Annotated in this window: 27 protein-coding genes and 1 tRNA gene; 13 read left to right on the forward strand and 15 right to left on the reverse strand. The window is 63.2% G+C overall.

Annotated elements, in window-relative coordinates:
- The first annotated feature begins 12 nt into the window (after window positions 1-12).
- A complete protein-coding gene (locus tag ACNFIC_RS13625) occupies window positions 13-615 on the forward strand; it encodes a glutathione S-transferase family protein (RefSeq protein WP_416781208.1) in 603 nt (200 codons plus the stop codon).
- Window positions 616-681: 66 nt separating this feature from the next.
- Here the strand turns inward: ACNFIC_RS13625 and ACNFIC_RS13630 are convergent, their stop codons facing one another.
- From ACNFIC_RS13630 to ACNFIC_RS13650, 5 genes are all read right to left on the reverse strand, one after another.
- Window positions 682-1,053 (reverse strand): glutaredoxin family protein, encoded by a 372-nt coding sequence (locus ACNFIC_RS13630; RefSeq protein WP_416781209.1) that lies wholly within the window; start codon window positions 1,051-1,053, stop codon window positions 682-684.
- Between the two features lie 85 nt (window positions 1,054-1,138).
- The gene (gene folE / locus ACNFIC_RS13635; RefSeq protein ID WP_138219483.1) at window positions 1,139-1,684 is read right to left on the reverse strand and encodes a GTP cyclohydrolase I FolE; all 546 of its coding nucleotides are present in this window, start codon (window positions 1,682-1,684) and stop codon (window positions 1,139-1,141) included.
- 70 nt (window positions 1,685-1,754) lie between these two features.
- Window positions 1,755-2,315 (reverse strand): Smr/MutS family protein, encoded by a 561-nt coding sequence (locus tag ACNFIC_RS13640; protein WP_138219482.1) that lies wholly within the window; start codon window positions 2,313-2,315, stop codon window positions 1,755-1,757.
- Window positions 2,316-2,537: 222 nt separating this feature from the next.
- Complete coding sequence (locus ACNFIC_RS13645) at window positions 2,538-2,858, reverse strand: hypothetical protein (RefSeq protein ID WP_138219481.1); 321 nt, start codon at window positions 2,856-2,858, stop codon at window positions 2,538-2,540.
- Window positions 2,859-2,947: 89 nt separating this feature from the next.
- Complete coding sequence (locus ACNFIC_RS13650; RefSeq protein WP_416781210.1) at window positions 2,948-3,538, reverse strand: cysteine hydrolase family protein; 591 nt, start codon at window positions 3,536-3,538, stop codon at window positions 2,948-2,950.
- A gap of 179 nt (window positions 3,539-3,717) precedes the next feature.
- Here ACNFIC_RS13650 and prmB point away from each other — a divergent pair, with 179 nt between their 5' ends.
- Entirely contained in the window at window positions 3,718-4,626 is a 909-nt protein-coding gene (prmB, locus tag ACNFIC_RS13655) for a 50S ribosomal protein L3 N(5)-glutamine methyltransferase (protein WP_416781211.1), read from the forward strand.
- Window positions 4,627-4,657: 31 nt separating this feature from the next.
- Here prmB and ACNFIC_RS13660 read toward each other — a convergent pair whose 3' ends face one another.
- Together ACNFIC_RS13660 and ACNFIC_RS13665 are read right to left on the reverse strand one after the other, a co-directional pair.
- Window positions 4,658-5,440: a hypothetical protein gene (locus ACNFIC_RS13660; protein WP_416781212.1), complete on the reverse strand. Its 783-nt coding sequence runs from the start codon at window positions 5,438-5,440 to the stop codon at window positions 4,658-4,660.
- 121 nt (window positions 5,441-5,561) lie between these two features.
- Complete coding sequence (locus ACNFIC_RS13665) at window positions 5,562-6,524, reverse strand: alpha/beta hydrolase (protein ID WP_138219477.1); 963 nt, start codon at window positions 6,522-6,524, stop codon at window positions 5,562-5,564.
- Between the two features lie 170 nt (window positions 6,525-6,694).
- Here ACNFIC_RS13665 and aroC point away from each other — a divergent pair, with 170 nt between their 5' ends.
- The 3 genes from aroC (at window position 6,695) to ACNFIC_RS13680 (ending at window position 9,550) form a co-directional block, all read left to right on the forward strand.
- Window positions 6,695-7,786, forward strand: a complete 1,092-nt coding sequence (gene aroC / locus ACNFIC_RS13670) for a chorismate synthase (protein ID WP_416781213.1) — start codon at window positions 6,695-6,697, stop codon at window positions 7,784-7,786.
- Between the two features lie 79 nt (window positions 7,787-7,865).
- Window positions 7,866-9,014, forward strand: coding sequence for an MFS transporter (locus ACNFIC_RS13675; protein ID WP_416781214.1), 1,149 nt, complete (start codon window positions 7,866-7,868; stop codon window positions 9,012-9,014).
- A complete protein-coding gene (locus ACNFIC_RS13680) occupies window positions 9,014-9,550 on the forward strand; it encodes an oxidase (protein ID WP_416781215.1) in 537 nt (178 codons plus the stop codon). Before ACNFIC_RS13675 ends, ACNFIC_RS13680 begins: the two co-directional genes overlap by 1 nt.
- Before the next feature lie 83 nt (window positions 9,551-9,633).
- Here ACNFIC_RS13680 and ACNFIC_RS13685 read toward each other — a convergent pair whose 3' ends face one another.
- Window positions 9,634-9,906 (reverse strand): DUF3509 domain-containing protein, encoded by a 273-nt coding sequence (locus ACNFIC_RS13685; protein WP_138219473.1) that lies wholly within the window; start codon window positions 9,904-9,906, stop codon window positions 9,634-9,636.
- A 290-nt stretch (window positions 9,907-10,196) separates the two neighbouring features.
- Between ACNFIC_RS13685 and ACNFIC_RS13690 the strand changes: the two genes are divergently transcribed.
- Both ACNFIC_RS13690 and ACNFIC_RS13695 read left to right on the forward strand, forming a co-directional pair.
- Window positions 10,197-10,694: an ankyrin repeat domain-containing protein gene (locus ACNFIC_RS13690; RefSeq protein WP_416781376.1), complete on the forward strand. Its 498-nt coding sequence runs from the start codon at window positions 10,197-10,199 to the stop codon at window positions 10,692-10,694.
- Between the two features lie 58 nt (window positions 10,695-10,752).
- Window positions 10,753-11,283, forward strand: coding sequence for a hypothetical protein (locus ACNFIC_RS13695; protein ID WP_138219471.1), 531 nt, complete (start codon window positions 10,753-10,755; stop codon window positions 11,281-11,283).
- 67 nt (window positions 11,284-11,350) lie between these two features.
- Here the strand turns inward: ACNFIC_RS13695 and ACNFIC_RS13700 are convergent, their stop codons facing one another.
- Window positions 11,351-12,286, reverse strand: a complete 936-nt coding sequence (locus tag ACNFIC_RS13700) for a ZIP family metal transporter (protein WP_416781216.1) — start codon at window positions 12,284-12,286, stop codon at window positions 11,351-11,353.
- 124 nt (window positions 12,287-12,410) lie between these two features.
- Between ACNFIC_RS13700 and ACNFIC_RS13705 the strand changes: the two genes are divergently transcribed.
- From ACNFIC_RS13705 to ACNFIC_RS13720, 4 genes are all read left to right on the forward strand, one after another.
- Window positions 12,411-12,602 carry a PLDc N-terminal domain-containing protein gene (locus ACNFIC_RS13705; protein ID WP_138219469.1) on the forward strand — a complete coding sequence of 64 codons (192 nt, stop codon included), beginning with the start codon at window positions 12,411-12,413 and terminating at the stop codon, window positions 12,600-12,602.
- 165 nt (window positions 12,603-12,767) lie between these two features.
- Window positions 12,768-14,837 carry an LTA synthase family protein gene (locus tag ACNFIC_RS13710; protein WP_138219468.1) on the forward strand — a complete coding sequence of 690 codons (2,070 nt, stop codon included), beginning with the start codon at window positions 12,768-12,770 and terminating at the stop codon, window positions 14,835-14,837.
- A gap of 266 nt (window positions 14,838-15,103) precedes the next feature.
- Window positions 15,104-15,340 (forward strand): hypothetical protein, encoded by a 237-nt coding sequence (locus ACNFIC_RS13715; protein WP_138219467.1) that lies wholly within the window; start codon window positions 15,104-15,106, stop codon window positions 15,338-15,340.
- A gap of 179 nt (window positions 15,341-15,519) precedes the next feature.
- Window positions 15,520-15,852, forward strand: coding sequence for a ribonuclease E inhibitor RraB (locus tag ACNFIC_RS13720; RefSeq protein WP_138219466.1), 333 nt, complete (start codon window positions 15,520-15,522; stop codon window positions 15,850-15,852).
- Window positions 15,853-15,855: 3 nt separating this feature from the next.
- On the opposite strand, the gene ACNFIC_RS13725 is transcribed toward ACNFIC_RS13720, so the two are convergent.
- The gene (locus tag ACNFIC_RS13725) at window positions 15,856-16,659 is read right to left on the reverse strand and encodes a c-type cytochrome (protein ID WP_138219465.1); all 804 of its coding nucleotides are present in this window, start codon (window positions 16,657-16,659) and stop codon (window positions 15,856-15,858) included.
- Window positions 16,660-17,187: 528 nt separating this feature from the next.
- Here ACNFIC_RS13725 and ACNFIC_RS13730 point away from each other — a divergent pair.
- Window positions 17,188-17,922: an amidotransferase gene (locus ACNFIC_RS13730; RefSeq protein WP_416781217.1), complete on the forward strand. Its 735-nt coding sequence runs from the start codon at window positions 17,188-17,190 to the stop codon at window positions 17,920-17,922.
- A gap of 42 nt (window positions 17,923-17,964) precedes the next feature.
- Here the strand turns inward: ACNFIC_RS13730 and ACNFIC_RS13735 are convergent, their stop codons facing one another.
- The 3 genes from ACNFIC_RS13735 to ACNFIC_RS13745 all read right to left on the reverse strand — a co-directional run bounded on the left by ACNFIC_RS13735 (window position 17,965) and on the right by ACNFIC_RS13745 (window position 20,548).
- The gene (locus tag ACNFIC_RS13735) at window positions 17,965-18,936 is read right to left on the reverse strand and encodes a magnesium and cobalt transport protein CorA (RefSeq protein WP_138219463.1); all 972 of its coding nucleotides are present in this window, start codon (window positions 18,934-18,936) and stop codon (window positions 17,965-17,967) included.
- A gap of 109 nt (window positions 18,937-19,045) precedes the next feature.
- Window positions 19,046-19,765 carry a lysophospholipid acyltransferase family protein gene (locus tag ACNFIC_RS13740; protein ID WP_138219462.1) on the reverse strand — a complete coding sequence of 240 codons (720 nt, stop codon included), beginning with the start codon at window positions 19,763-19,765 and terminating at the stop codon, window positions 19,046-19,048.
- A 93-nt stretch (window positions 19,766-19,858) separates the two neighbouring features.
- The gene (locus tag ACNFIC_RS13745; protein ID WP_138219461.1) at window positions 19,859-20,548 is read right to left on the reverse strand and encodes a crotonase/enoyl-CoA hydratase family protein; all 690 of its coding nucleotides are present in this window, start codon (window positions 20,546-20,548) and stop codon (window positions 19,859-19,861) included.
- Between the two features lie 289 nt (window positions 20,549-20,837).
- Here ACNFIC_RS13745 and ACNFIC_RS13750 point away from each other — a divergent pair.
- Window positions 20,838-20,927 (forward strand) — tRNA-Ser (locus ACNFIC_RS13750).
- 112 nt (window positions 20,928-21,039) lie between these two features.
- Here the strand turns inward: ACNFIC_RS13750 and ACNFIC_RS13755 are convergent.
- On the reverse strand, window positions 21,040-23,169 hold the full coding sequence (locus ACNFIC_RS13755; RefSeq protein WP_416781218.1) for a TonB-dependent siderophore receptor: 2,130 nt from the start codon (window positions 23,167-23,169) through the stop codon (window positions 21,040-21,042).
- A 194-nt stretch (window positions 23,170-23,363) separates the two neighbouring features.
- A complete protein-coding gene (locus ACNFIC_RS13760) occupies window positions 23,364-23,741 on the reverse strand; it encodes a hypothetical protein (RefSeq protein ID WP_138219459.1) in 378 nt (125 codons plus the stop codon).
- Between the last annotated feature and the right edge of the window lie 96 nt (window positions 23,742-23,837).

The raw sequence follows: 23,837 nt of genomic DNA on the forward strand, positions 1-23,837 counted from the left end.
AGGGGAGGGGCGATGTACAAGGTGTATGGGGATTACCAATCGGGTAACTGCTACAAGGTCAAGCTGATGCTCAGCTTGCTCGATCGCCCGTATGAATGGCATCCGGTGGACATTCTCAAGGGGCAGACCGAGACCCCCGAATTCCTAGCCATGAACCCCAACGGCAAGGTGCCGGTGCTCAAGCTCGAAGATGGCACCTGTTTGTGGGAGTCCAACGCGATTCTCAATTTCCTGGCCCATGGCAGCGAGTTCCTGCCCAGCGAGCCGCGCCTGCGCACCCAGGTGTTGCAGTGGCAGTTCTTCGAGCAGTACAGCCACGAGCCCTACATCGCTGTAGCGCGCTTCATTCAGTTCTACCTGGGGTTGCCGGACGAGCGGCTGGAGGAGTACCGCAAGTTGCACAAAGGCGGCTACAAGGCCCTGAAGGTGATGGAGCGGCAGTTGCAGATGACGCCGTACCTGGTCGGTGAGCAGTATTCCATCGCCGACGTCGCACTGTACGCCTACACCCATGTGGCCCACCAGGGCGGCTTCGACCTTGCCGACTACCCGGCAGTGCGGGCGTGGCTGGCGCGGGTGGCGAGTCATCCACGGCATGTGCCAATGGTCGATTGAGCCTGCGCGGGTCTGCACAGGTATCGAGTACCGTGCAGACCCTGCGCAGCAGGCGATGCCGCCCGGTCAGGCGTTGGCGAAGCGCTTGTCGAGGTAGGCAATGATGTCCTTGGATTCGTACATCCAAGTCACCTTGTCGCCTTCCTCGATGCGCAGGCACGGCACTTTCACCCGGCCACCGCCTTCGAGCAGCGCCTGGCGGTGCTGCGCGTCGTTCTTCGCATCGCGCAGCGCCACCGGCACGTTCAGCCGGTGCAGGGTACGACGGGTCTTCACGCAGAATGGGCAGGCATGGAACTGGTACAGCGTCAGGCCATTGGCCTGCTGTTCGACGGCGGCCTGGGCCGAAGCATCACGCTTTTTTTTCGCCGGGCGGCTGATCCAGTCGCCGAATACGATGAGCTGGCCGAGGCCGACCCGCAGGGCTTTGACGATCATGGGCAACTCCTGAACATGAAAAAGCCGACCCCGATGCCTGTCTTGAAACAGGCCATCAGGCGGGCCGGCCAGGATTACGCGCCGATCACTTGATCAGGCTGAGGAACTCGCTGCGGGTCGCGGCGTTTTCGCGGAACTCGCCCAGCATCACCGAAGTGAGCATGCTGGAGTTCTGTTTCTCGACACCGCGCATCATCATGCACATGTGCTTGGCTTCGATGACCACGGCAACCCCGGCAGCGCCGGTGACCTGCTGGATCGCATCGGCGATCTGGCGGCTGAGGTTTTCCTGGATTTGCAGGCGACGGGCGTACATGTCGACGATGCGCGCGACCTTCGACAGGCCCAGCACCTTGCCCTTGGGCAGGTAGGCGACATGTGCCTTGCCAATGAACGGCAGCATGTGGTGCTCGCACATCGAATACAGCTCGATGTCCCGGACCAGCACCATCTCGCTGTTGTCGGAGCTGAACAGCGCATTGTTGGTGACTTCTTCGAGCGTTTGCTCATAACCGCGGCAAAGGTACTTCATGGCCTTCGCTGCCCGCTTCGGCGTGTCGAGCAGGCCTTCGCGGGAGACGTCCTCGCCCAGTTGGCTGAGGATCTCGGTGTAGTTCTGTTCCAGGGACATGGATCTACCTGTGGAAAAATTTCGCAAAGGCGAAGGGTACGGCGGCAACGTCAGCGCTGCAAGCGCGATGTCACTCGTCGCGGCCTTCGAGCATGGTTCGCTTGAGCATCACGTACACCGCACCGGTGCCGCCATGACGTGCTTGGCACGAGGCGAAACCGAGCACTTGCGGGTGCTGGCGCAGCCACGTGTTGACGTGGCTCTTGATCATCGGGCGTTTGCCGTCGATACGGGCGGCCTTGCCGTGGGTGACGCGTACGCAGCGCACTTCGAGTTGGGTGGCTTCGGCGATGAAGGCCCAGAGCGTCTCGCGGGCTTTCTCGACGCTCATGCCATGCAGGTCGAGGCTGCCCTCGAAGGCGATCTGGCCAAGCTTGAGTTTGCGGATCTGGGTTTCCTGCACGCCGTCACGGCGCCACATCAGCTCGTCTTCGGCGGCAACGTCGATGACGAACTGGTCGGACAGGCCGTCGATTACCAAGGTCTTGTCGCTGCGCACGGTCGCGGCCTGGCGCAGGCCGGCCAGCTGCTTGCGATCGGCCTTGGGCTTGCCGACATCGGCGCGATCGTGCTTGATCGGCTTGACGCCGCGCACCTCGGCGCTGAACAGAGAAAAGTCGTCGTCCTGCATGCTGCCTCCACTGTGGGCGGCGTAGTTTACGCGAGCGGGGCGGGGTTGTGTTATCCGTGCAGGGGAGTTCTGCATGGAGATCATCCAGCTCTTTGGGCTGCGCTGTGGTGTAGAGAACTGATTTCGCAAGCGCGACGCTAACCCTGTGGGAGCGGCTAAATCAGCAAGTTATGTGCAGTTCCATGAGGCCGGGGCACAGGGCTGCCGCAAAGGACTGTGCGTTCAGTGGTGCTTTTTCATCAGGTGCGGCGAGAGGTTCAGGTCGCGCCCACGGCGCAAGCGGATGCGGCTGCGTCGCCAGGCGCGTACGCCCAGGTACAGCAGCAACAGCCCAGCGCCTGCGAACACTGTCGACAGCGCGCGGTTGGCGTTGAGTTCGGCGAAGGCCGGGTAGTTGCCCAGCAGGCCCGCCACACCGGCCATTGCCAGCAGGATACCCAATGTCGCCAGCAGTACGGCAAAGGCGGCGGCCATGCGCGCGCGCCACTGGCCGGGTTCGCGCTGGCGCAGGCGCCTTGCATTGAAACTGCCCTTGAGCTTCATGGGGGTTTTCCTCGGATTCTGCTGTCGCTTATCCGCGTTTGGACCGGTGCTCAGGGCCAGGGTTCCGCCCGTTCGCCGGGCGGTAGAGCTCAGACCAGGCTGGCGGTTGGGGCGACGCAGGCAAAGTTGTCGGCCATTACGGCCATTTCGCACTGGTGGATCTGTGCGGCCGGAATCACGCTGTCCTTGAAGGCCAGGTCGCGCGTTGCCGAGGCGTCCTCTACCAAGGTGCAACGGTAACCATAGTCCTTGGCACGACGCACGGTGGTGCTGACACTCGAATGGCTCATGAAGCCGCACACGATCAAGTCGAGGTGGCCAAGCTCTTGCAGCGTTTCATGCAGCTTGGTGTTCTTGAACGCGTTGGGCATGCGCTTCTCGATAACGATTTCGCCGTCGCGTGGCTCAAGACCTGGGATGAATTCCCCGGCAGGCCCCTGAGGGTCGAAACGGCCACCCACGGTGCCGAGGTGGCGAACATGGATGATCGGGCGCCCGGCCTTGCGTGCGGCGTCGAGCAACCGGGCGATGTTCGCCACGGCCTCGTCCATGCCCGATAGCGTCAGCGGACCGCTCAGGTATTCCTTTTGCGCATCGATGACGATCAGGCTGGCCTGGCCGAGTTTGGCCGGCGGGTAGTCACGGCCCGTGAGGCGGAACATCGTGGTTGGAACAGACATCAAGGGCTCCTCGGATAGGGCTTTTGTATACCTATTCTCCCTTGCCTTGGCGTCAATGTGAATGGTTGACATTGCAAGCAGCATGGTTACTGGCTTAGGGCTACCTGTCTGGCTATCGGAAGGAACATTTGTGTGGTGTGGGCTGTTAGACTTTTGTCCTGTCTGAAAAGGAGTCCCCCGTGATCACATCCCGTTTGCGCACCTTGCGCGACCATATCCGCTGGGCGGTCAGCCGCTTCCATGAGCATGAGCTGTTCTTCGGCCATGGCGCCGACAATGCCTGGGACGAAGCTCGCCTGCTGGTACTGGGTGCCGTGCACCTGCCGTGGGAAGTGGCCGACAGCTACCTGGACTGCGCCCTCGAAGATGACGAACGGGTCCGTTTGCAGCACCTGCTCAAGCGCCGTATCGAAGACCGTGTGCCCACCGCCTACTTGCTGGGTGAAGCGTGGTTCTGCGGCATGTCGTTCATCGTCGACGAACGCGTGCTGGTGCCGCGCTCGCCGATTGGCGAACTGATCGAAAAGCGCTTCGAGCCTTGGCTGGCGGCAGAGCCTGCGCGCATCCTTGACTTGTGCACCGGCTCTGGCTGCATCGGCATCGTTGCCGCCGATGTGTTCCAGGAGGCCGAAGTGGTGCTGGCCGACTTGTCCTTCGATGCGCTCGAGGTGGCCAACCAGAACATCGAGCGGCATGGCCTGGATCAGCGCGTCTGCACCGTGCAGGGCGATGGTTTCGCAGGCTTGCCGGGGCAGCGCTTCGACCTGATCCTGTCCAACCCGCCGTATGTCGATGCCGAAGATTTCGCCGACATGCCTGCGGAATATCACCACGAGCCCGAGCTGGGCCTGGCCTGCGGTAACGATGGGCTGGATCTGGTGCGGCGGATGCTGGCCGAGGCGGCTGAGCACATGACCGAGAAAGGCTTGCTGATCGTCGAGGTGGGCAACAGCCAGGTGCATGTCGAGGCGTTGTACCCGGAGGTCGACTTCGCCTGGCTTGAGTTCGAGCGTGGCGGACACGGCGTATTCATGCTCACTGCCGAGCAGTGCCGCCAGCATCAGGCGCTGTTCGCCTCACGGGTGTGAGTGCGGGGCCGCGCGGCGGCCCCATCAGGTTTCAGCGCGTCGCCATCCAGATCAGCAAGCCGGTCTGGAACAGCGCAAAGGCCACCAGGCAGGTGATGGTGAAGCGCAATCCACCGTCCTCGCGGCGGTACTTGGCCACACGTTCGTCACGCTCGCGCAGCTGGGCTTCTTTTTCCAGCAGGTTCTGCTCGGCCTGTTGCAACATGCCGGCGGCTTCGAGCATGTCGACGCGCTGGACTTTCTCGGTATTCCAGCCGCCTTTGAGCTTGCTTACCGAGGTGTCCTTGACGCGCCCTTTGAGCAACTGCCCCTCAAGATACTCCACTTCGAGCCCGACGCTGTGCAGCACGTGGTCGCGGCGCAGGCGGGTGTCTTCGTTGAGTGCGTCCTTGTTCGGCAGGTTCATGCCCTCGATGTGGTAGTGCGCGCAGCGCTGTTGCAACCACTGCACGGCCTGTGCCAGCAGGTAGCGGCCCAAGCCGCGGTTGAGCGGCTCGATCTGCATGCCCGCGTCCGCGCCGATGCTCACCCGCTGTTGCGCGTGGTCGACGCGGATGTCCAGGCGGTTCTGCTCCTTGCGCACTTTTTGCCCTGGCAGGTGAATTTCCAAGCGCAGCAGGCTGTGTTCCTTGTCGTGGCGCTCGGCATAGCCGAATCGTACGAAGCGCAGCGGGCGCGCGCCGCTGTTACGGTCGGTGGGCAGCGGCGCCAGGCGCAGCAACTGGAAATGTTCGGTGGCAAGGTCTGCCCACGGCTGCGGGGCGCTTTCCGGGGCTTGTTCTTCGGTCGCCTCGGCGGCGGGGGCATCGGTCATCAGGGCATCCTCAAGTGCACGGCGGCCGGGTGATCACTGCCTGTAGGCGCAGAATCACCGCTTTGTCAGCACCCTTATCGGCAGCGCGGGTAAAAGCGTGAGCTTTCGTGCGGCGCAGGTCTCAGGCGGCCGGCAGGCGGCGGATAAAGGTGACGATCTGCTCGCCCAGCTCGCGCGCCAGGGGCAATTCGGGGTTACGGTAGCTGTCGCGCTGCTGGCTCATATCCTTAGGACTGATGCGCAGCATGTGGTTCATGCCATCGATCAGCGCCAGTTGGGCATCGGGCTTGGCGGCCTTGAGCTGTTCGGCGTCGGCCACTTCCACCTGCACATCGTTGCGCCCCTGGACGATCAAAGCCGGCATCTGCAAGCGCGCGAAGGCGGCGGCCGGGTCCTGGCGCAGCAGGGTGATCAGGTAGGGCTGCACGCTGGGGCGAAACACCTGGCGCAGCAACGTTGGCACCTCGAGGCTGGTCTGCCCGGCCTGTAGCCGGTCGATCACTGCCACGCCAGCGGCCAGTTGTGCGGGCGGAAGGCGCTGGGCGAGTTGCTCGCGCAGCACATCGGCGACCGGACGGCCACTGCCGGCGAGGGTAATGACGGCGCTGGCGCCGGCCTGCTCGGCGGCCAGCGAGGCGATCAGCGCGCCTTCGCTGTGGCCCACCAGAATCAGCGGGCCGAAGCGTGGGTCGTGGCGCAGCAGTTGCCCCCAGGCCACCACATCGGCGACATAGCGCTCGACACTCAGGTCGCGCTCATCGGGGGTGGCCGGCTGGCTGGCAGCGACGCCGCGTTTGTCGAAGCGCACGCTGGCGATGTGCGCGTTGGCCAGCAGCAGGGCCAGGCGCTTGAGGTTGTCGATACGCCCCGAAGCGGGATTGTTGCCGTCGCGGTCGGTGGGGCCGGACCCGGCGATGATCAGCACTACCGGTGGTGGCGTGTCCTGCTGGGGCAGCAGCAGGCTGCCGTGCAGCACGCCTGCGCCAGTGTCCAAGTCGATGGGGCGTTGCAGCACGGTAGGGGCGGCGGCCTGCGCAAGGCTGGCGCACAGCAGCAGGAGCAGGGCGGTGAGGCGGCGCTTCATGGGCGAGGTACTGCGTGGGGAGGGTGAACGTAAGACCGGGATTGGAGGCGAAGGTTCGCGCGCAACCGCCCGTCACGGCCTGCTCGGGGCGTAAGTCCGCACGCACAGGCCAGCCTGATTTACGTATACTGCCGCTTTCGTTCATCTCAGGCAGATTTCGCGGAGCGTCCATGTCCGGCAATACCTACGGCAAGCTGTTCACTGTCACCACCGCTGGCGAAAGCCACGGCCCGGCGTTGGTCGCCATTGTCGACGGGTGCCCACCGGGCCTGGAAATCTCCCTGGCTGACCTGCAGCGCGACCTCGACCGGCGCAAGCCCGGCACCAGCCGTCACACCACGCAGCGCCAGGAAGCCGACGAGGTGGAGATCCTCAGCGGTGTGTTCGAGGGGCGTACCACCGGCTGCTCGATTGGCTTGCTGATCCGCAACACCGACCAGAAGTCCAAGGACTACTCGGCGATCAAGGACCTGTTCCGCCCAGCCCACGCCGACTACACCTACCACCACAAGTACGGCACCCGCGATTACCGTGGCGGCGGCCGCAGTTCGGCGCGCGAGACCGCCATGCGCGTGGCCGCTGGCGCTATCGCCAAGAAGTTCCTGGCAACCCAGGGCATTCGCGTGCGCGGATACATGAGTCAGCTGGGTCCGATCGAAATCCCCTTCAAGACCTGGGATTCGGTCGAAGAGAACGCCTTCTTCAGCCCTGACCCGTCCAAGGTGCCTGAGCTTGAGGCCTACATGGACCAACTGCGGCGTGACCAGGACTCGGTGGGCGCGAAGATCACCGTGGTCGCCGAAGGCGTCATGCCTGGTCTGGGCGAGCCGATCTTCGACCGTCTCGATGCCGAGCTTGCCCACGCGCTGATGAGCATCAACGCGGTCAAGGGCGTGGAGATCGGCGCAGGTTTCGCCAGCGTCGCCCAGCGCGGCACCGAGCACCGCGACGAACTGACCCCGGCGGGGTTCCTCAGCAACAACGCAGGCGGCATCCTCGGTGGTATTTCGTCGGGCCAGCCGATCGTCGCCCACCTAGCGCTCAAACCGACCTCCAGCATCACCACTCCGGGCCGCTCGATCGACATCGATGGCAATCCGGTGGACGTGATCACCAAGGGCCGTCACGACCCCTGCGTGGGCATCCGTGCCACGCCCATCGCCGAGGCGATGATGGCCATCGTGCTGATGGACCACCTGTTGCGTCACCGTGCGCAGAATGCCGATGTGAAGGTCGCCACCCCGGTATTGCGCCAGTTGTGACCGTGCTGGCCTGCTCGCGAGGCACCGTGCAAGCGCCGGTGCCCCGCGACAGGCCGGGAACCCCTGAGCGGACCTTGCGATGATTCCCTACTGGCGCCTGTCCAGCTTCTACCTGTTCTACTTCGCCCTGCTCGGTTCCACCGCGCCGTTCCTGGCGCTGTACTTCGACCATCTGGGTTTTTCCCCGGCCCGCATCGGCGAGCTGGTGGCCATTCCCATGCTGATGCGCTGCATCGCCCCCAACCTGTGGGGCTGGCTGGGCGACCGCAGCGGCCGACGCCTGCTGATCGTGCGCTTGGGGGCGTTATCGACTCTGGCGAGCTTCTCGTTGATCTTCTTCGGCAAGAGCTACGCCTGGCTGGCGCTGGTAATGGCCCTGCACGCGTTCTTCTGGCATGCGGTGTTGCCACAGTTCGAGGTGATCACCTTGGCCCATCTGCACGGTCAGACCTCGCGCTACAGCCAGGTCAGGTTGTGGGGCTCGATCGGCTTCATCCTCAGCGTGGTTGGCCTGGGCCGGTTGTTCGAGTGGCTGAGCCTGGATATCTACCCGGTGGCGCTGGTGACCATCATGGCCGGTATCGTCGCCGCCAGCCTCTGGGTGCCGAATGCACAGCCGGTGGAGCACGCCGAGCGGCAGGCGGCAGGCGGCTTTCTCAAGCAGTTGGCGGCGCCGGGGGTGGTGGCGTTCTACCTTTGCGTGGCGCTGATGCAGCTGAGCCACGGCCCTTACTACACTTTCCTCACCCTGCACCTGGAGCACCTTGGCTATAGCCGTGGTGCGATCGGTTTGCTGTGGGCCCTGGGCGTGGTGGCTGAAGTGCTGGTGTTCATGGCCATGCGGCGGATCTTCACGCGCTTTTCGGTGCGTCAGGTCCTGCTGGCCAGCTTCCTGCTCGCAGCCCTGCGCTGGCTGCTGCTGGGTAACCTGGCCGGCGAGCCGGTGGTGCTGGTGTTCGCCCAAGTGCTGCATGCGGCCACTTTCGGCTGTTTCCACGCCGCCTGCATCGCCTTCGTGCAGGGGAGCTTCGGCGCCCGGCAGCAAGGTCAGGGCCAGGCACTGTACGCGGCGTTGTCCGGCACCGGTGGTGCGTTAGGCGCACTTTACTCGGGCTACAGCTGGAACTGGCTGGGCCCGCACTTCACCTTTGGTATAGCCAGCGTCGCCGCGCTGGCGGCAGCCGTTATCATTGGCCTTCGTTTGACTGACCGCAGGAACGACCCCTGATGAGCATTCTCAGCGTTTTCCACGTCGCCAGCCCTGAGCTTGCGTACAAGGTGCTGACCCACCACGACGATATCGTCGCAACCTTGGCCGAGCAGGGCGTGCGTTTTGCCCGATGGCAACCAGACGTGCGTTTGCGTCCTGGTAGCCCCGCGCAGGAAGTGCTCGACGCCTGCCGCGCGCCGCTGGACCGGCTGATGACCGAGCACGGCTGCCAGGCCGTCAGTGTGGTGAGCTGCGATGCTGTCGATCCCGCCCAGCAAGACCTGCGCGAAGAGCACGTACATGACAGTGCCGAGGTCTTCGCGCTGTTGAGTGGGCGGGCGCAACTGAGCCTGCGCCTTGGCGATCAGGTGTACGCGGTGCTGTGCGAGAAAGGCGATGTGCTGGTGGTGCCCGGCGCGACCCCGCGCTGGTTCGACTTGGGCGATAGCCCGTTCTGCCTGGCCGTGCGGCTGTTTGCCAATGAGCAAGGCATGACGCCACGTTTGACCGGCGACGCCACTGCGCACGCGTTCGCTGGCATCGATGAGCTTTGAGGGGCGGTAAACGGTTCGCGGGGCGCGCTTTTTTCATGCAGTCCCTACATGAAAAAAGTGCGCCCCGCGAAAGGGTGCAGCGATCAGCGATAGGTCGGTAGCGCGAAACGCTGTTGGCTCTGTAGCATCGAGATCACCGGCAGTTCGCTGGCTTGCTCGGCCAGGTCACGGCGAATGGCGCTGATTGCCCAGGACAGCTGCTCTGCGCTGTGCAACTGGCCGTAGGTCAGCACGCGGCGAGTCACCTTGCCGTCGACAGCGCGCAGCGTAAGCAGCACACCGCCGTCCGGGCGGGGCTGGGTCGCCACCTGATAGGCGCTGAAGACCGAGGCGAATTTTTCCTGGATAAGGTCCATATCAACTCCTGACTGTTGTGTTGGCAGACATGAGTTGATGGTTGCAGCGACCGTGCCAGATTTTTCGCTATTAAAAATCCTTTAAAAACAATGATTTGCGATGCCTTTGCTGTCGAACTTCCTTGCATTCTGCAAGGTCGTGCATTTTGCACAGTGCAAAATGCACGGTGATAGCGTGGGCCTTGCCTGTCGATAGATTCTGAACCTTTGCGCCACGAGCAATGCCTGACCAACAATTGGGCCTATCAACTGCCAGGAGGTTCCCCGTGTCCGATCAACAATCCCTCAGCATGACCGCCGAAGAGAGGGCCGCATTTGCCGATGAAGTCTTCGAGCGCGCCCGCCGCGGCGATGCTTCGATGCTCGAACGGTTGCTTGCCAGCGGTTTACCGCCTGACTTGCGCAATCACAAGGGTGACACCTTGCTGATGCTGGCCAGCTACCATGGCCATCATGAGGCGGTGCGGGTATTGCTGGCTCATGGTGCTGACCCCCTGATCGCCAATGACAACGGTCAGTTGCCTATCGCAGGCGCTGCTTTCAAAGGCGACCTGGCAATGGTTCGGTTGCTGCTCGAGCATGGCGTGCCGGTAGATGCCGCCGCCGCCGATGGGCGCACGGCGTTGATGCTGGCGGCGATGTTCAACCGCGTCGAGATGCTGGACTACCTGCTGGGCCAGGGTGCTGATCCGATGCACCTCGATGCAGCCGGCAGCAATGCCTTGCTGGCTGCTCGCACCATGGGGGCGGTCGAGGCGGCGGCGCGTCTGGAGGCGCTTGCCGGTTAGCGGTCGGGGGCGTTTGCGGCTATCCTTGGCGCCTTTTACGCCAATGCGCAGGGCCCCCATGAAAGACCAGTTGCTCGAATTCATCCGCCTGATCGGCGCAGGCTGCATGCGCGACGAAGAGATCGAGCGCATCGCTGAAGAAGCCATCCAAGCTTACGCGGATCCAGCCGCCTTCCTCGCAGCCAACCCCGACATCAACTACGACGACAGCTTCCCGTTCGCGCTGGGGGAGTGGGTCGTGGTCGGCAGCCTGCCTGACACGGTTTTGTTCCAGGCCGACAGCTACCAGGACCTGTTCCAGCAGATCAGCGACTCGTTCGACAAGAGCGTGCCGTTTACCCTTAAGGCCAAGCAATTGGCTCGCACCGAGCCGCTGACCGCCCTCAATCGCATCCAGGTGCAGATGGGCGCGTTGAACAAAGAGGCCGGCGGCTATGTGCTGCTGAACTTCAGCCAACTGCTCGATGATGAATTGCAGATGGTGATGGTCGGCCAGCATGACCTGGCGCGTGTGCTGGAGCTGGGTGAGGCGCTCGGGATCAAGGTCGAGCCGGCGCTGGAAGCGTTGAAGGTGGCCGTTCACGTCTGAGGACGGCTACCGCGCACGTTACCGACCTGGCACTGATTCGCCGCTACGAGCTGCGCGGCGATGTTGTTCAGCCCAATGCCGTATCCAGAAACAGCATCACCGCGAATCCTCCCATGAGCCCCAGGGTTGCTGCCGTCTGGTGCCCATTGCGGTGGGTTTCTGGAATAACTTCGTGGGACACCACGAAGATCATCGCTCCGGCCGCCAGCCCCATGCTGATGGGGTAGGCCAAGGCGAAGCCGGTGGAAATCCCCAGGCCGATCACTGCCCCCAACGGTTCCATCAGACCGGAGCCGATGGCCACCAGCGCGGCCTTGAGGTTGGACAGGCCCGTGGCACGCAGGGCTAGGGCTACGGCCAGGCCTTCGGGGATGTCCTGGATGGCGATTGCGCTGGTCAGCGGCAGGCCGATGTTCAGGTCGCCAGTGGCAAAGCTGACACCGATGGCCATGCCTTCGGGCAGGTTATGCAGGGTGATTGCCAGCACGAATAGCCACACCCGGTTGATGCGTTCAGCGTCCGGGCCGCAAGGGCCAGTGCTTTCGTGTTCGTGGGGGGTGAATCGGTCCAGGCCAAGCATCAGCAAGACGCCAAGGCCCATGCCCAGCACCACGGTGAACGCCGCCGCCGGGCCATTCCCGGTGATCGCACGGGCAGCTTCCAGCCCAGGCAGGATCAGCGAGAACGAACTGGCCGCGAGCATCATGCCGGCGGCAAAGCCAAGCATCACATCCTGCGTTCGGGCACTCACATCGCGCAGCACCACCGCCAGCACCGCACCAAGCGCGGTGGCGGCAAAGCCGCCAAGTCCGCCCAGCGCGGCCAGGTGCAGGTTATCGGCATGCTCGCCGCTGACCGCGTTCCACAGGCTCGCCAGCAACAGCGCGACGATGGCCAGCAGGCTCAAGCCCAGGCCTGCGCTGAGCCAGGGGGTGTTCAACGCCTGTTGCCGCCAAGCGGCGAACAGGGAGGCGGATACGTGTGGTGTGTGTGCAGGTGGCATTGGAACCTCGGATCAGTCTGTGTAGGCAGTCTATCCAGTGACCGATGGCCCTGACCAAGGATTCCCTTCTATGGTCGCGATAGACGGCTATGCTCTGGCGATATTTATCGCAGGAGATGCTGACATGGGATCGACATTCAACGGGCTGGTGGGCCTGATCATTCTCGCCTTGGACATCTGGGCAGTCCTCAATGTACTCAAGAGCGGTGCTGAAGTCGGCATCAAGGTGCTGTGGATCCTGCTAATCGTGTTGCTGCCGGTACTCGGGCTGATCATCTGGGCCATCGCCGGGCCACGGGGTAATGTGCGGCTCTGACAAATACCCGCAGCGGTTCTGTCGACATAATTTTCACACTCGATTTTCGAGAATCCGCGCCGCACAATGCTGCATGGGCACCACGCCACCTAAGGCGGTGGGGCCTTCCGGCTGTCGGCGACGTCGCCTTTTTCGCAAACCAGCAATCCTAGGATCTCTCCATTCATGGCCAACACGGACGCCTTGAAGCAAAAGGGCGCGCGAGGCGCGTTCTCGCCAACCCTCAAATCCCACCTGCTCTATACGCTACTCAGCGGCCTGGTGATCATGTTCATGTTGAGCCTGGTGCGCCTGGCGCTGCTGGTCTACAACAGCGACATGATCGGCCAGACGCCTTACTCGACCGTCGCCGAAGGCTTCTTCAACGGCCTGCGCTTCGACCTGCGTGTGGTGGTGTACATCAGCATCCCGTTGCTGCTGGCGATCCTGAGCCCGTGGGCTATGGCCCGGCGCGGGGCATTTCGCCTGTGGCTGACCGTCGCCTCGAGCGTGGTGATGTTCCTCGGCCTGATGGAGATGGACTTCTACCGCGAATTCCACCAGCGTCTGAACGGCTTGGTGTTCCAATACATCAACGAGGATCCCAAGACCGTCCTGAGCATGCTCTGGTATGGCTTCCCGGTGGTGCGCTATCTGCTGGCCTGGTTGTTCGGCACTTGGTTGCTGAGCCTGTTGTTCAAGGGAATTGATCGCCTGACCCGGGGCCGTGCGCCAAGCCTGGGCAGTCGCTCGGCAGCGCCGTGGTACGGGCGTCTGGCGGTGTTCATGGTGATCCTGCTGGTGGCGGTGATCGCCGCCCGTGGCACCCTGCGCCAAGGCCCGCCGATGCGCTGGGGCGATGCCTTCACCACGGATTCGAACTTCGTCAACCAACTGGGCCTGAACGGCACCCTGACCTTGATCGATGCAGCCAAGAGTCGCTACGGCGAGGACCGCGCCAATCTCTGGAAGCCGGTGCTTGAACAGAACGAAGCGACCCAGACCGTGCGCGAGCAGTTGCTGACGCCCCACGACACCCTGGTCGACGCCGACGAAGCGGCCATCCGCCGCGACTTCCTGCCGCCACAGGCACGGACCCTGGCGGTCAAGAACGTGGTGGTGATTCTCATGGAAAGCTTCGCCGGCCACTCCGTGGGCGCGCTGGGCAGCCCGAACAACATCACGCCTTACTTCGACAAGCTGGCCAAAGAAGGCTTGCTGTTCGACCGCTTTTTCTCCAACGGCACCCACACCCATCAGGGCATGTTCGCCACCATGGCGTGCTTCCCCAACCTGCCGGGCTTCGAATACCTGATGCAGACCCCCGAAGGCGGCCACAAGCTGTCCGGCTTGCCTGCACTGCTCAGCGCCCGTGATTACGACGATGTCTACGTCTACAACGGTGACTTCGCCTGGGACAACCAGTCGGGGTTCTTCGGCAACCAGGGCATGACCACCTTCATCGGGCGTAACGACTTCGTCAACCCAGTGTTCTCGGACCCGACCTGGGGTGTTTCCGACCAGGACATGTTCGAGCGTGGCAACCAGGAACTGGCCAAGCACGACGGCAAGAAACCGATCTACGCACTGTTGCAGACACTCTCCAACCACACGCCGTACGCGTTGCCCAAGGACTTGCCGGTGGACAAGGTGACCGGCCAAGGCCGCCTGGACGAGCACCTGACTGCCATGCGCTATAGCGATTGGGCGCTGGGCCAGTTCTTTGAGAAGGCGCGCAAGGAGCCGTACTTCAAGGACACCTTGTTCGTCATCGTCGGCGACCACGGCTTCGCCAACCATGAGCAGGTCACCGAACTGGACCTGGGCCGCTTCAACGTACCGCTGCTGCTGATCGCCCCTGGCATCCAGGAGAAGTTCGGCGCGGTCAACCACACCGTCGGTACCCAGGTCGATATCGTGCCGACCATCATGGGCCGCCTCGGTGGCCAGACCCGTCACCAGTGCTGGGGGCGCGACCTGCTCAACCTGCCTGAGGGCGACCAGGGCGTGGGGATGATCAAACCATCGGGCAGTGAGCAGGTGGTGGGGCTGGTACAGGGTGATCGCATCCTGATCGAGTCCAAGGACATGACGCCCCGTCTGTACCGCTACCAGTTGGGCAGCCAGTTCAAGGCCGAACTGATCGACAGCCCAGACCAGCCGGCGATGCTCAAGAAACTGGAAGCCTACATCCAGACCGCCACCAAGAGCCTGCTGGACAACACCGCCGGGGTGGTGCACGGCACGCCCAAGTAACCCGTTCCAGATCGCCAGGGGCCGCTGTGCGGCCCATTCGCGTTACAAGGCCGCCCCTGCAATGACCGCTGTGCCCGCTCGAACTGGGCTTGCGCGGTCATTGCAGGCGCGGCCTTGTGTCGTATACGGACTGCGTAGCAGCCCAGTCCAGGGTGGACACGGGGCTTTTTTTCGTTCGCAGGTGGGCGCTGCTGAACAATGCGGGTGCGTGGCGGTCAGCTATTACGGATGTCACTCACCATTGCGTTGCGAGCGAGGGTTGATCGATGAAAGAGTGGGAAGTCATCTTTGCCGACCAGAAGGGCGAACCGTCGTCGCTGCTGCTCACCGCCGAGCAGTGCCCCAGTGAGGAGGACGCGGCGCGGGCCATTCGTTCGCATCTGTTCCCGGTCATGGATGAGCTGGACCTCAACGACTTCCAGGGGCGTAGCCATTCCCCCACCGCGCGCTGGCTCAAGGAACAGAACGGCGTGGTGATCAGCGCGATCCGCGAGGTGTGCTGAGCTTCTGGCAAGGTGCCTGCGCAGGCACTAAGCTGGTATCTGGCGCCGGTCTACTCTGCGGACCTGCGCCGCTTTCATTCGCGTCTTGCATCAGCTCGAACCGCCCTGCGCCTGTGCGTGCCGGACGGGTGTGTCGTGTGCACGGAAAGTCTATCCATTGCATTTCAGGAGGACGTTTCATGAGCAGCCAGAACGATGACATCAGCAGCAGTGTCCTTCGCCAGATGAAAGCTGGCGGTTTCGACTTCACGCAAATCCACCCCATCGAGTTCTATGCGGTGTTCCCTGACGAGGCTGGCGCCCGTCGTGCGGCTGGGCAATTTCGCGGCGAGTCCATCAATGCCCAGGTGAGCGAGCGCGACGATGGCGCCTGGCACTTGGAGCTGAGCAAGGTGATGTACGCCACCTACCGGGGCATCGGCGCGTTCGAAGCGTCGTTCGAGCGGGTCGTCTCGCCCTGTGGCGGCGAGGTGGAAGGCTGGGGCGTCAGGCAGGAGCGGCAGATCGCCTAGCGATCATTGCGCCTTGCGCCCTGCCATGTGCTTCAGGTAGGCCAACAACGCATCAAGCTCCGGATCGCTCAGGACCTGCACCGGGAATCCCGGCATCCTCGCCTGCGGCCAGTGCCGCAGGCTCTGTGGATCGCGGATGTACTGGCGCAGGTAGGCTGGCTGGAAGTATTCGGTAGGGTTGTGTGGCAGGTTCAAGTCGGGGCCGAACTGCGCATCACCGCTGCCGTTGAGGCGATGGCACGCCAGGCAGTTCTGCTGGAACAGGGCAAAGCCCTGGCGGATGGCGTTGTCCTTGGCCAGGGTCGGGTCCGGTAACAGGGCGGGAAAGCGTGCCGCTACCGGGGGCAGGCGGCGAATCGAGGCAATCTGGTAGGGCCACTGTTCCGGGCGGATGTGGCTGGCCTGTGGCGCGGTCCACACCAGGTAGAACGGCCCGGCGCTGGGCTTACCTGCGGCCAGTGGCGGCCAGGGCTGCGCCGGGTCCTCGATGGCCAGCCATGCGCGTGCCGGTCCTGCCTGCAACAGTGGCCCGGCTGGCATCTCGGCGGCGAACCCGTCCAATGCCACGGCCTGCAGGTGATCGTCCGCGCTTACCCCTTCGAGCAGCGCGGCCAGGGGTACGGCGCGGTAGTGCAGGGTGCGCTTGTAGGCCACGTCCTGTTCAATGGTGATGTCACGTGCCTGCGGGTGCGTTAGCAGCTGTTCGGTGTGCCAGGTGCGCGGCTGATCACCGATTTGCAGGTTCAGTGATGCGGCCGCCGACGGCAGCGCAGGCAGCAGGCAGAGCAGGGCGAACAGCAGACGCATAGGTAATCTCCAACCATCAAGGTCAGAAGATTACCTGCGCATCGTGGGAAAAGACCACAGGCACTGTCAGCCAAAGAGCCGAGAAAGATTCGGCAAAATCAGCAGCAGCGTCGTGGCGAAGAGTATGAGCCCGGCTTGGCGTACTTTTGATTGTCTGAACATGGCGGACCGCCTTCATTGTTGTTATTCCTGAAAAACCCTAGGCTTCCTTGCGTGGCGTCGGGTCGATCACAGCGGCGTGATGCAGTGCCGTACCTCCATACCGCATATTGATGGGTATACAACCAAAGGTAGGGCGCGCGACGTCCTTGTTTCAGAACGCTTTGTTCTAACCGTGACCGATCTGATTTCCTGCGGTTTCAAGGCCATTGGCCACCTGGCTGTCATGCTCTCGCTAGACGAGTGCGCGAAGGGAGTTACCAAGGGTTACAGGGCCTACCGTTCGTCTGGACATCCTACTTGCTTGTACGGGGCTTTCGCGTCAGTCTTTAGCGAAAAATCCCCACCACGTCGTTCAGGACTATCCCTATGTCGTTACGCATCTGCATCCTTGAAACCGATGTCCTGCGACCGGAACTGGTTGCGCAGTACCAGGGCTACGGCAGGATGTTCGAGCAGCTGTTTTCGCGTCAGCCGGTCGCCGCCGAGTTTTGCGTGTACAACGTGATGAACGGCGACTACCCCGCAGACACCGAGCGTTTCGATGCCTACTTGGTGACCGGCAGCAAGGCCGACTCCTTCGGCACCGATGCCTGGATCCAAACCCTCAAGGCCTATCTGCTCAAGCTCTATGAGCGCGGCGAGAAACTGCTGGGCGTGTGTTTTGGCCACCAGTTGCTGGCGCTCACCCTGGGTGGCAAGGCCGAGCGGGCCGACAAGGGCTGGGGCGTGGGCATCCATCGCTACAGCCTGGCTGCGCATGCGCCGTGGATGGACCCGCAGGTCAGCGAACTGACCCTGCTGATCAGCCACCAGGATCAGGTGACGGCATTGCCCGAGGGGGCGACGGTGATTGCTTCGAGCGACTTCTGCCCGAACGCCGCCTACCATATCCGTGATCAGGTGTTGTGTTTCCAGGGGCACCCGGAGTTCGTCCACGACTACTCGCGCGCGCTGCTCGATGCCCGCCAGGCGTCTCTGGGCGAGGACGTTTACCAGAAGGCCGTGGCGAGCCTGGCCAGCGAGCACCAAGGCGATTTGGTCGGCGAGTGGATGCTCAGGTTCATTCAGCAGCCGGCCAGGGCCCGCGGCAACGTTGTTTGATCAAGCCTAAGGCCGTTCAGGCGCAGCGCTTGATTCGAGCGTTTATAGCCAACCCGAACGCTTGAAGCTCGCGTAGAGCCCCGTGCACCCCAACCCGATCACGCCCAGCACTGCAAAATACCCGTAGTGCCAGCCCAGCTCCGGCATGTTCTGGAAATTCATCCCGTAGATCCCGGCAATCGCCGTGGGAAACGCCAGTATCGCTGCCCAGGCGGCGAACTTGCGTTGGGTGATGCTCTGGCGCGACGACTCCAGCAGCATGCCGATTTCGATGGTCTGGCTGGCGATATCACGGATCCCGGCGAGGTCTTCCATCTGCCGCGTCACGTGGATCTGCACATCGCGAAAATAGGGGCGCATGTTCTTGTCGATGAACGGAAAGCTCAGGCGCTGCAATTCCTCGCTGATTTCCACCATCGGCGCCACGTAGCGGCGCAGACGCAGGGTGTCGCGACGCAGGCTGTGCAGACGCTGGATATCCTCTTCACGCAATGAGTTGCTGAGCACGCTTTGCTCCAGCGTCTCGATTTCCCCATGGATCGCTTCGCTGACCGGTTGGTAGTTCTCTGTCACGAAGTCGAGCAGGGCGTACAACACGAAGTCTTCGCCGTGCTCCAGCAGCAGCGGGCGCGCTTCGCAACGCTGGCGCACCAGGGCGTAGGATTTGGAGTGCCCGTTGCGACACGTGATGATGTAGCCGTTGCCCGCGAAAATATGGGTTTCGATGAACTCCAGCCGGCCCTCATGGCGAACCGGTGAATAGGTGACGATGAACAACGCGTCGCCGAAGGTTTCGAGCTTGGGGCGGCTGTGTTTTTCGAGGGCGTCTTCGATGGCCAGTTCATGCAGGCCGAACTGGCGCTGCAAGTTGGCCAGTTCCTCGGCGTTGGGCGCTTCCAGGCCGATCCATACGAAGTGTCCGGGCTTGCGTGCCCATTCTGCGCCCTCGTCGATGCTGATATTGGTGACCTTGCGACCGGCGCTGTACACCGCCGCTGCGACGACTCGACCCATGACTGTCCGCTTATCCGGTTGAACACGTCAGACAGCTTGGGCCCAGTGGCGACAGGGAGCAACCAGGCAGGATGAAGATTTATCCGGTCGTCGAGCCCGAGGGCTGCGCTCACGCCTCGTCCAGCTCAGCTTCCATGTGGTCGATGCAGTGCTGCATTTGCGTACGGCACTGCTCGATCAGTGCCGGCAGGTCCTGCTGGGTCAGCCCAGTGGTGGCGATTGGGGCCAGGGAGCGGACGATCACCGTGCGCTTGCGCCAGCGGTTCAGGCCCAGGCGTTGCGAATAGCGGCTCACGCATACCGGTACGATCGGCACGCCAGCCTCGACGGCCATGTGGAATGCGCCTTTCTTGAAACCCAGCAGTTGCTCACCGGGGTTGCGCGTGCCTTCGGGGAAAATCCAGATCGAGGTGCCGCTGCGCAGCGTGCGGGTCGTGGCCTGCATGGCACGGCGCGCCTGATAGGCATTGCCGCGGTCCACCAGTACGTTGCCACCCAGCCAGAACAACTGGCCGAACAACGGAATCCAGCCCAGGCTCTTCTTGCCGATGGCCACCGTGCGCGGTGGAACGACCTGGCCGAGGATGAACAGATCGAAGTTCGATTGATGGTTGGCGATGATCACACAGCCGGGCGGCTGGTCCCACAGCGGGCCGACTTCGGCTTTCACCCTGATGCGCATGATCCAGGCGGCGGGCACGCTGTAGAGGTGGGCGAACAGGCGGCTGTTGTCGGGGTTGAAAGGCCGTAGCAGGCCGATCAACAGGCCCACCACGCCCACCAGAAGAAAGTGCAGCGCCAGCAGGAGCATGCGGAACATATAAAGCATGATACGACTCACACCAGACAGTCGCGGCGCAGTGTACGACTGTGCACTGTGCGCGGCAAACCTGCGTGTGAGCCGGGTGGCGCGGTGCTGGGTTCAGCCCAGGTAGTTCTGGTCGGCGAGGATCGCCTCGTCCAGTGCTTCGAGCAGGGCCTTGCGCACTTTGAGCTTGGTGTTCTTGTGCGCCAGCATGTTCAGTTTTTTCAGTTCAGCGGCAGCGGCCAGCGCGGCGGCCTGCAATTGCTCGACGGGCACCACCTTGTCGAGGAAGCCGGCAGCCAAGGCGCCCTGTGGGTCGAACACCTCGGCGTTGTTCACCGAGCGCTGGAACGCCGCCCGCCCGAGGCGGTCGCGGGCCAGTTCGATACCTGCGTGGTGCATGGTCATGCCGATCTGCACCTCGTTCAGACAGATCTTGAAAGGGCCTTCGACGCCAATACGGTAGTCGCCAGACAGCAGCAAAAATGCCCCTTTGGCTACGGCATTGCCCGGACAGGCGACGATCACCGGGAAGGGATGCGAGAGCAGGCGGCGGGCGAGGGTGGAGCCAGCGGTGACCAGACTGACCGCTTCCGTGGGACCGGCGGTCATCACCTTGAGGTCGTAGCCACCGGAGAGGATGCCGGGTTGGCCGGTGATGATTACCACCGCGCGGTCTTGCAGCGCGCGGTCGAGTGCAGCATTGAACGCCTGGATGACATCCGGTGAGATGGCGTTGACCTTGCCGTTGTTCAGGGTCAGTGTGGCGATGCCGTCTTCGGCGTGGTAGGTAATCAGCTCGCTCATGGCAGAGTCCTTTAGGTGGCGTGGCCACGACGTTACCCAGCACCACCGGTCAGGTAAAGCAGCAAGACTGACTGGTCGGTCAGCCATCGCCCTTGAGCCCGCGCTGCAGCGGGGCGCGCGCTTGGCGCGCGGTAAAAGCGCAGGCGACAATGGCAGCATTGCCCTGATTCCTACGGGCTTTTCCTGGATTGGCTTAAGCGCATGAAAATTCTGAAAAAAATACTTGCCAAGGCAAACCTCTTCGACTAAATTAGCGCGCCTCGACAGGCTGAATAGCTTGAAGAGAAACGGTGAAGTGTCCGAGTGGTCGAAGGAGCACGCCTGGAAAGTGTGTATACGAGAAATCGTATCAAGGGTTCAAATCCCTTCTTCACCGCCACATTCTACGAAAAGCCCCCGAATCGAAAGGTTCGGGGGCTTTTTGTTTTCAGCTGTCATGCAGGCGGCGTTCGCGGAGCACGTCGGGGTGTCGACGTGCTCCGCGCTGGCGATTAGAAATTGACCGAAGCCGACAACCTCGCCGTCCGCGGCGCGCCCTGGAATAGGTAGTTGTCCCCCAGGTAATCCCCCACGTCGCGCCAGTAGCGCTTGTCGAAAACGTTGTCCACGGTCAGGCGCAGGGTTGTGTCGTAGCCGCTGATGCGCGTGCGGTAGCGGCCGCCGAGGTCGAACACGGTATAGCCGCCGACCTCGACATTGCCGGCTTGGCTGGCGTACTTGCTCGCGCTGTAGCGGGCGCCGCCGAGCAGGGCCAGGCCTGGCACGGGCAAGCTGTACTCGGCCTGCAACGCGGCGCGCAGGCGCGGCACGTTGATCGCCTGATGATCCTCGTAGGCGTCGGTGCCACTGTTCTTGATCCGGGCCCGGATCGCCGCGACGCTGGCGTGGATCTGCAGGTTCGAGGTCGCCTGGCCGCTGGCGCCCAGTTCCAGGCCAATGTTCTTCTGCTGGCCTTGTTGCACATACGTGAAGTCAGACCCTTCGGCGCGTGAATACTGGTAGGCCTGGCGGATCTGGAACAGCGCGGCGCTGAAGCTCATGCCCTGCCAGTCCTGTTTGAAGCCCAGTTCCAGTTGGTGGGACAGGGTCGGGGCGAGGATATCGCCGGCGTTCAACGCGTACCACGGCGCCGTGCCGCCAGCGGACAGCCCTTTGGAATAGCTGGCGTAGAGCGTGGTGTCGGGCTGCGGTTTGTAGATCAGCGCGGCGTTGGGCAACAACTGGTACTGGCGGGTGTGGCGGTTCAGGCCACCGTCTTGATCCCAGGCTTTCTCGTCCAGGCGCACTTCGCGGGCGCCAATCAGGGTTTGCCAGTGTTCTCTGAAGGTGATGCGGTCGCTGAAGATCAGGCCGTACTGGCGGCTGTCCAGGCGCCGTTCGCTGTCGCCGACCGGTTTGTCGGAAGGTGGCAGCGCGGGGGCGCCCGTGTCGATGTTGCCGGTGCCCCGCCATTCGCTGTAGTACGGCCGTTGGTCCAGGGTGCGGCGTTGTGCGCTGAGCCCAATGCTCAGTTCGTGGGCCACGCCAAGGGCGTCGAAACGCCCGTCCAGCATGGCCTGGGCTTCATCGGTGCGGCGCGTGTCGTCGGGGCTGCGGAAATCATAGATGTCGTAGTCACCTGTACTGCCGAACACCGCGCCTTGGCTCGAGCCCCAGGCGAACGAGCTGTAGTCGTCGATCACCACTTGGCTGCGCGAAGCGCTCAGGGTGCTGTTCCAACTGTCATTGAGCCGGTACTTGAAGCGCCCGCCCAGGTTCAGTGAGTCGTTCTGTACAGGCTTGGCCCACGGCTGCCAGGCCAGGTGGTCCTTCGGGTCGACCGCGTGGGGCAGGGCGGTGCCGCCCAGCAACTGATAGCCCGGCACCGAGAACTGCTCGCGGTGCTGGTACTCGGCGTCCAGTTCCAGTACGGCATCGGGGTTGATCTGCCAGTCGAAGGCCAGCGAGGCGAACTCGCGTCGGCCATCGGCGTGGTCGGCGTAGGAGCGGATGTCCTCGTGGGCCAGGTTCACCCGCACGCCGAACTGGCGCTCGGCGCCGAACCAGCCGCCCAGGTCGGTGGCCAGGTAGCGCTCGCCCTGTTGGTTGGTCGAGACGCTGACGCTACGCACATCCTGCGCGCGCTTGGTCACGTAGTTGACCAGCCCGCCGGGCTCGGAAACACCGCTTTGCAGCCCCGACAGGCCCTTGAGCAACTCCACCTGCTGCTTGTTCTCCAGAGCCACGTTCTGCTCGCCAGCGATGGTCTGGCCGTTGATCCGGTAGCTGCTCGCGGCATTGAGTTCGAAGCCGCGCACGTTGAAGTTCTCGTAGTAGCCGATGGGGGCGTAGCTTTCGCCTACCGAGGCGTCGCTTTGCAGCACCTCGCTCAGGTTGCGCACCTGCCGGTCGTCCAGCAACTGGCGGCTGAACACACTGACCGCAGCCGGGGTATCCAGTAGCGGGCCGCTGTGCAGGCCGCCAACCTGTGCTTCGTGCACTGGGTAGCCCTCGCTTGCGTAGGCTTCGGTAATCTGCACCGGGGCCAGGGTCACGCTATCGTCGGCCAGGCCTTGAGTGCTGTGCAGGGCAAGGCCCAGGCCGAGCAGGCCAAGCGGCAGGCGGGGGCGAAGCGGGGTCATGCGGGGACTCCTTGAAAAGGCACGCGCCACCGTTATCGGTCGGTGGTCGCCGGTTATGCGGCAGGCAGGCGAGCGCCACCGGCGTTGCGCCGGTCAGGCGGTCAAAAGGGGCGTCATGTTAGCAGGCGCACAGGTACGCGTGCCTGCAATAAAGCGGGCACTTCAGGAATGGAGCGAATAAGCCGCGGGTGAATTCAGGCGGCGGCTGGGCGCTGATGTTGGCGCCAGTTGTCGTCGATCTTCGACCAGGTCTTGCCATCGGTGATGGCCAGCAGCTTGCGTCCGTCCTTGAACGTGGCGAGGAACGTCACCTCGTCTTCCTTGCCGCCGAGCAGCAGCCCGGCCAGTAGCCCCACCGGGCCTGCCACCAGCGCCCCGGCCATGCCCCAGCCGAGGGCACTGCCCAGGCTGCGGGTGGATTCGAGGTTGGCGAGCTTGAGGTCCTTGATGCGGGCCAGGGAAATGCGCTCGCCAGGCGAGGGGCTGCGCGGGGTCTTGAGTGTGAGCGCTCCATTGCGATACTCGCCTTCACCTTGCAAGAAATCGCCGGATTGCACCGTGAGTCTTGTCATTGTGTCGTCCTGTCGGGAAAGGGCTTTGACCAGCGCTTACTGAGCGCCCGGGGCGTTGGCAAGTCAACGCCCAGGCGACGGAGGGTCATGTGGCTG

The sequence above is a fragment of the Pseudomonas sp. NY15463 genome (assembly GCF_048068415.1).
GTDB classification, from domain to species: Bacteria; Pseudomonadota; Gammaproteobacteria; order Pseudomonadales; family Pseudomonadaceae; genus Aquipseudomonas; species Aquipseudomonas mosselii_C.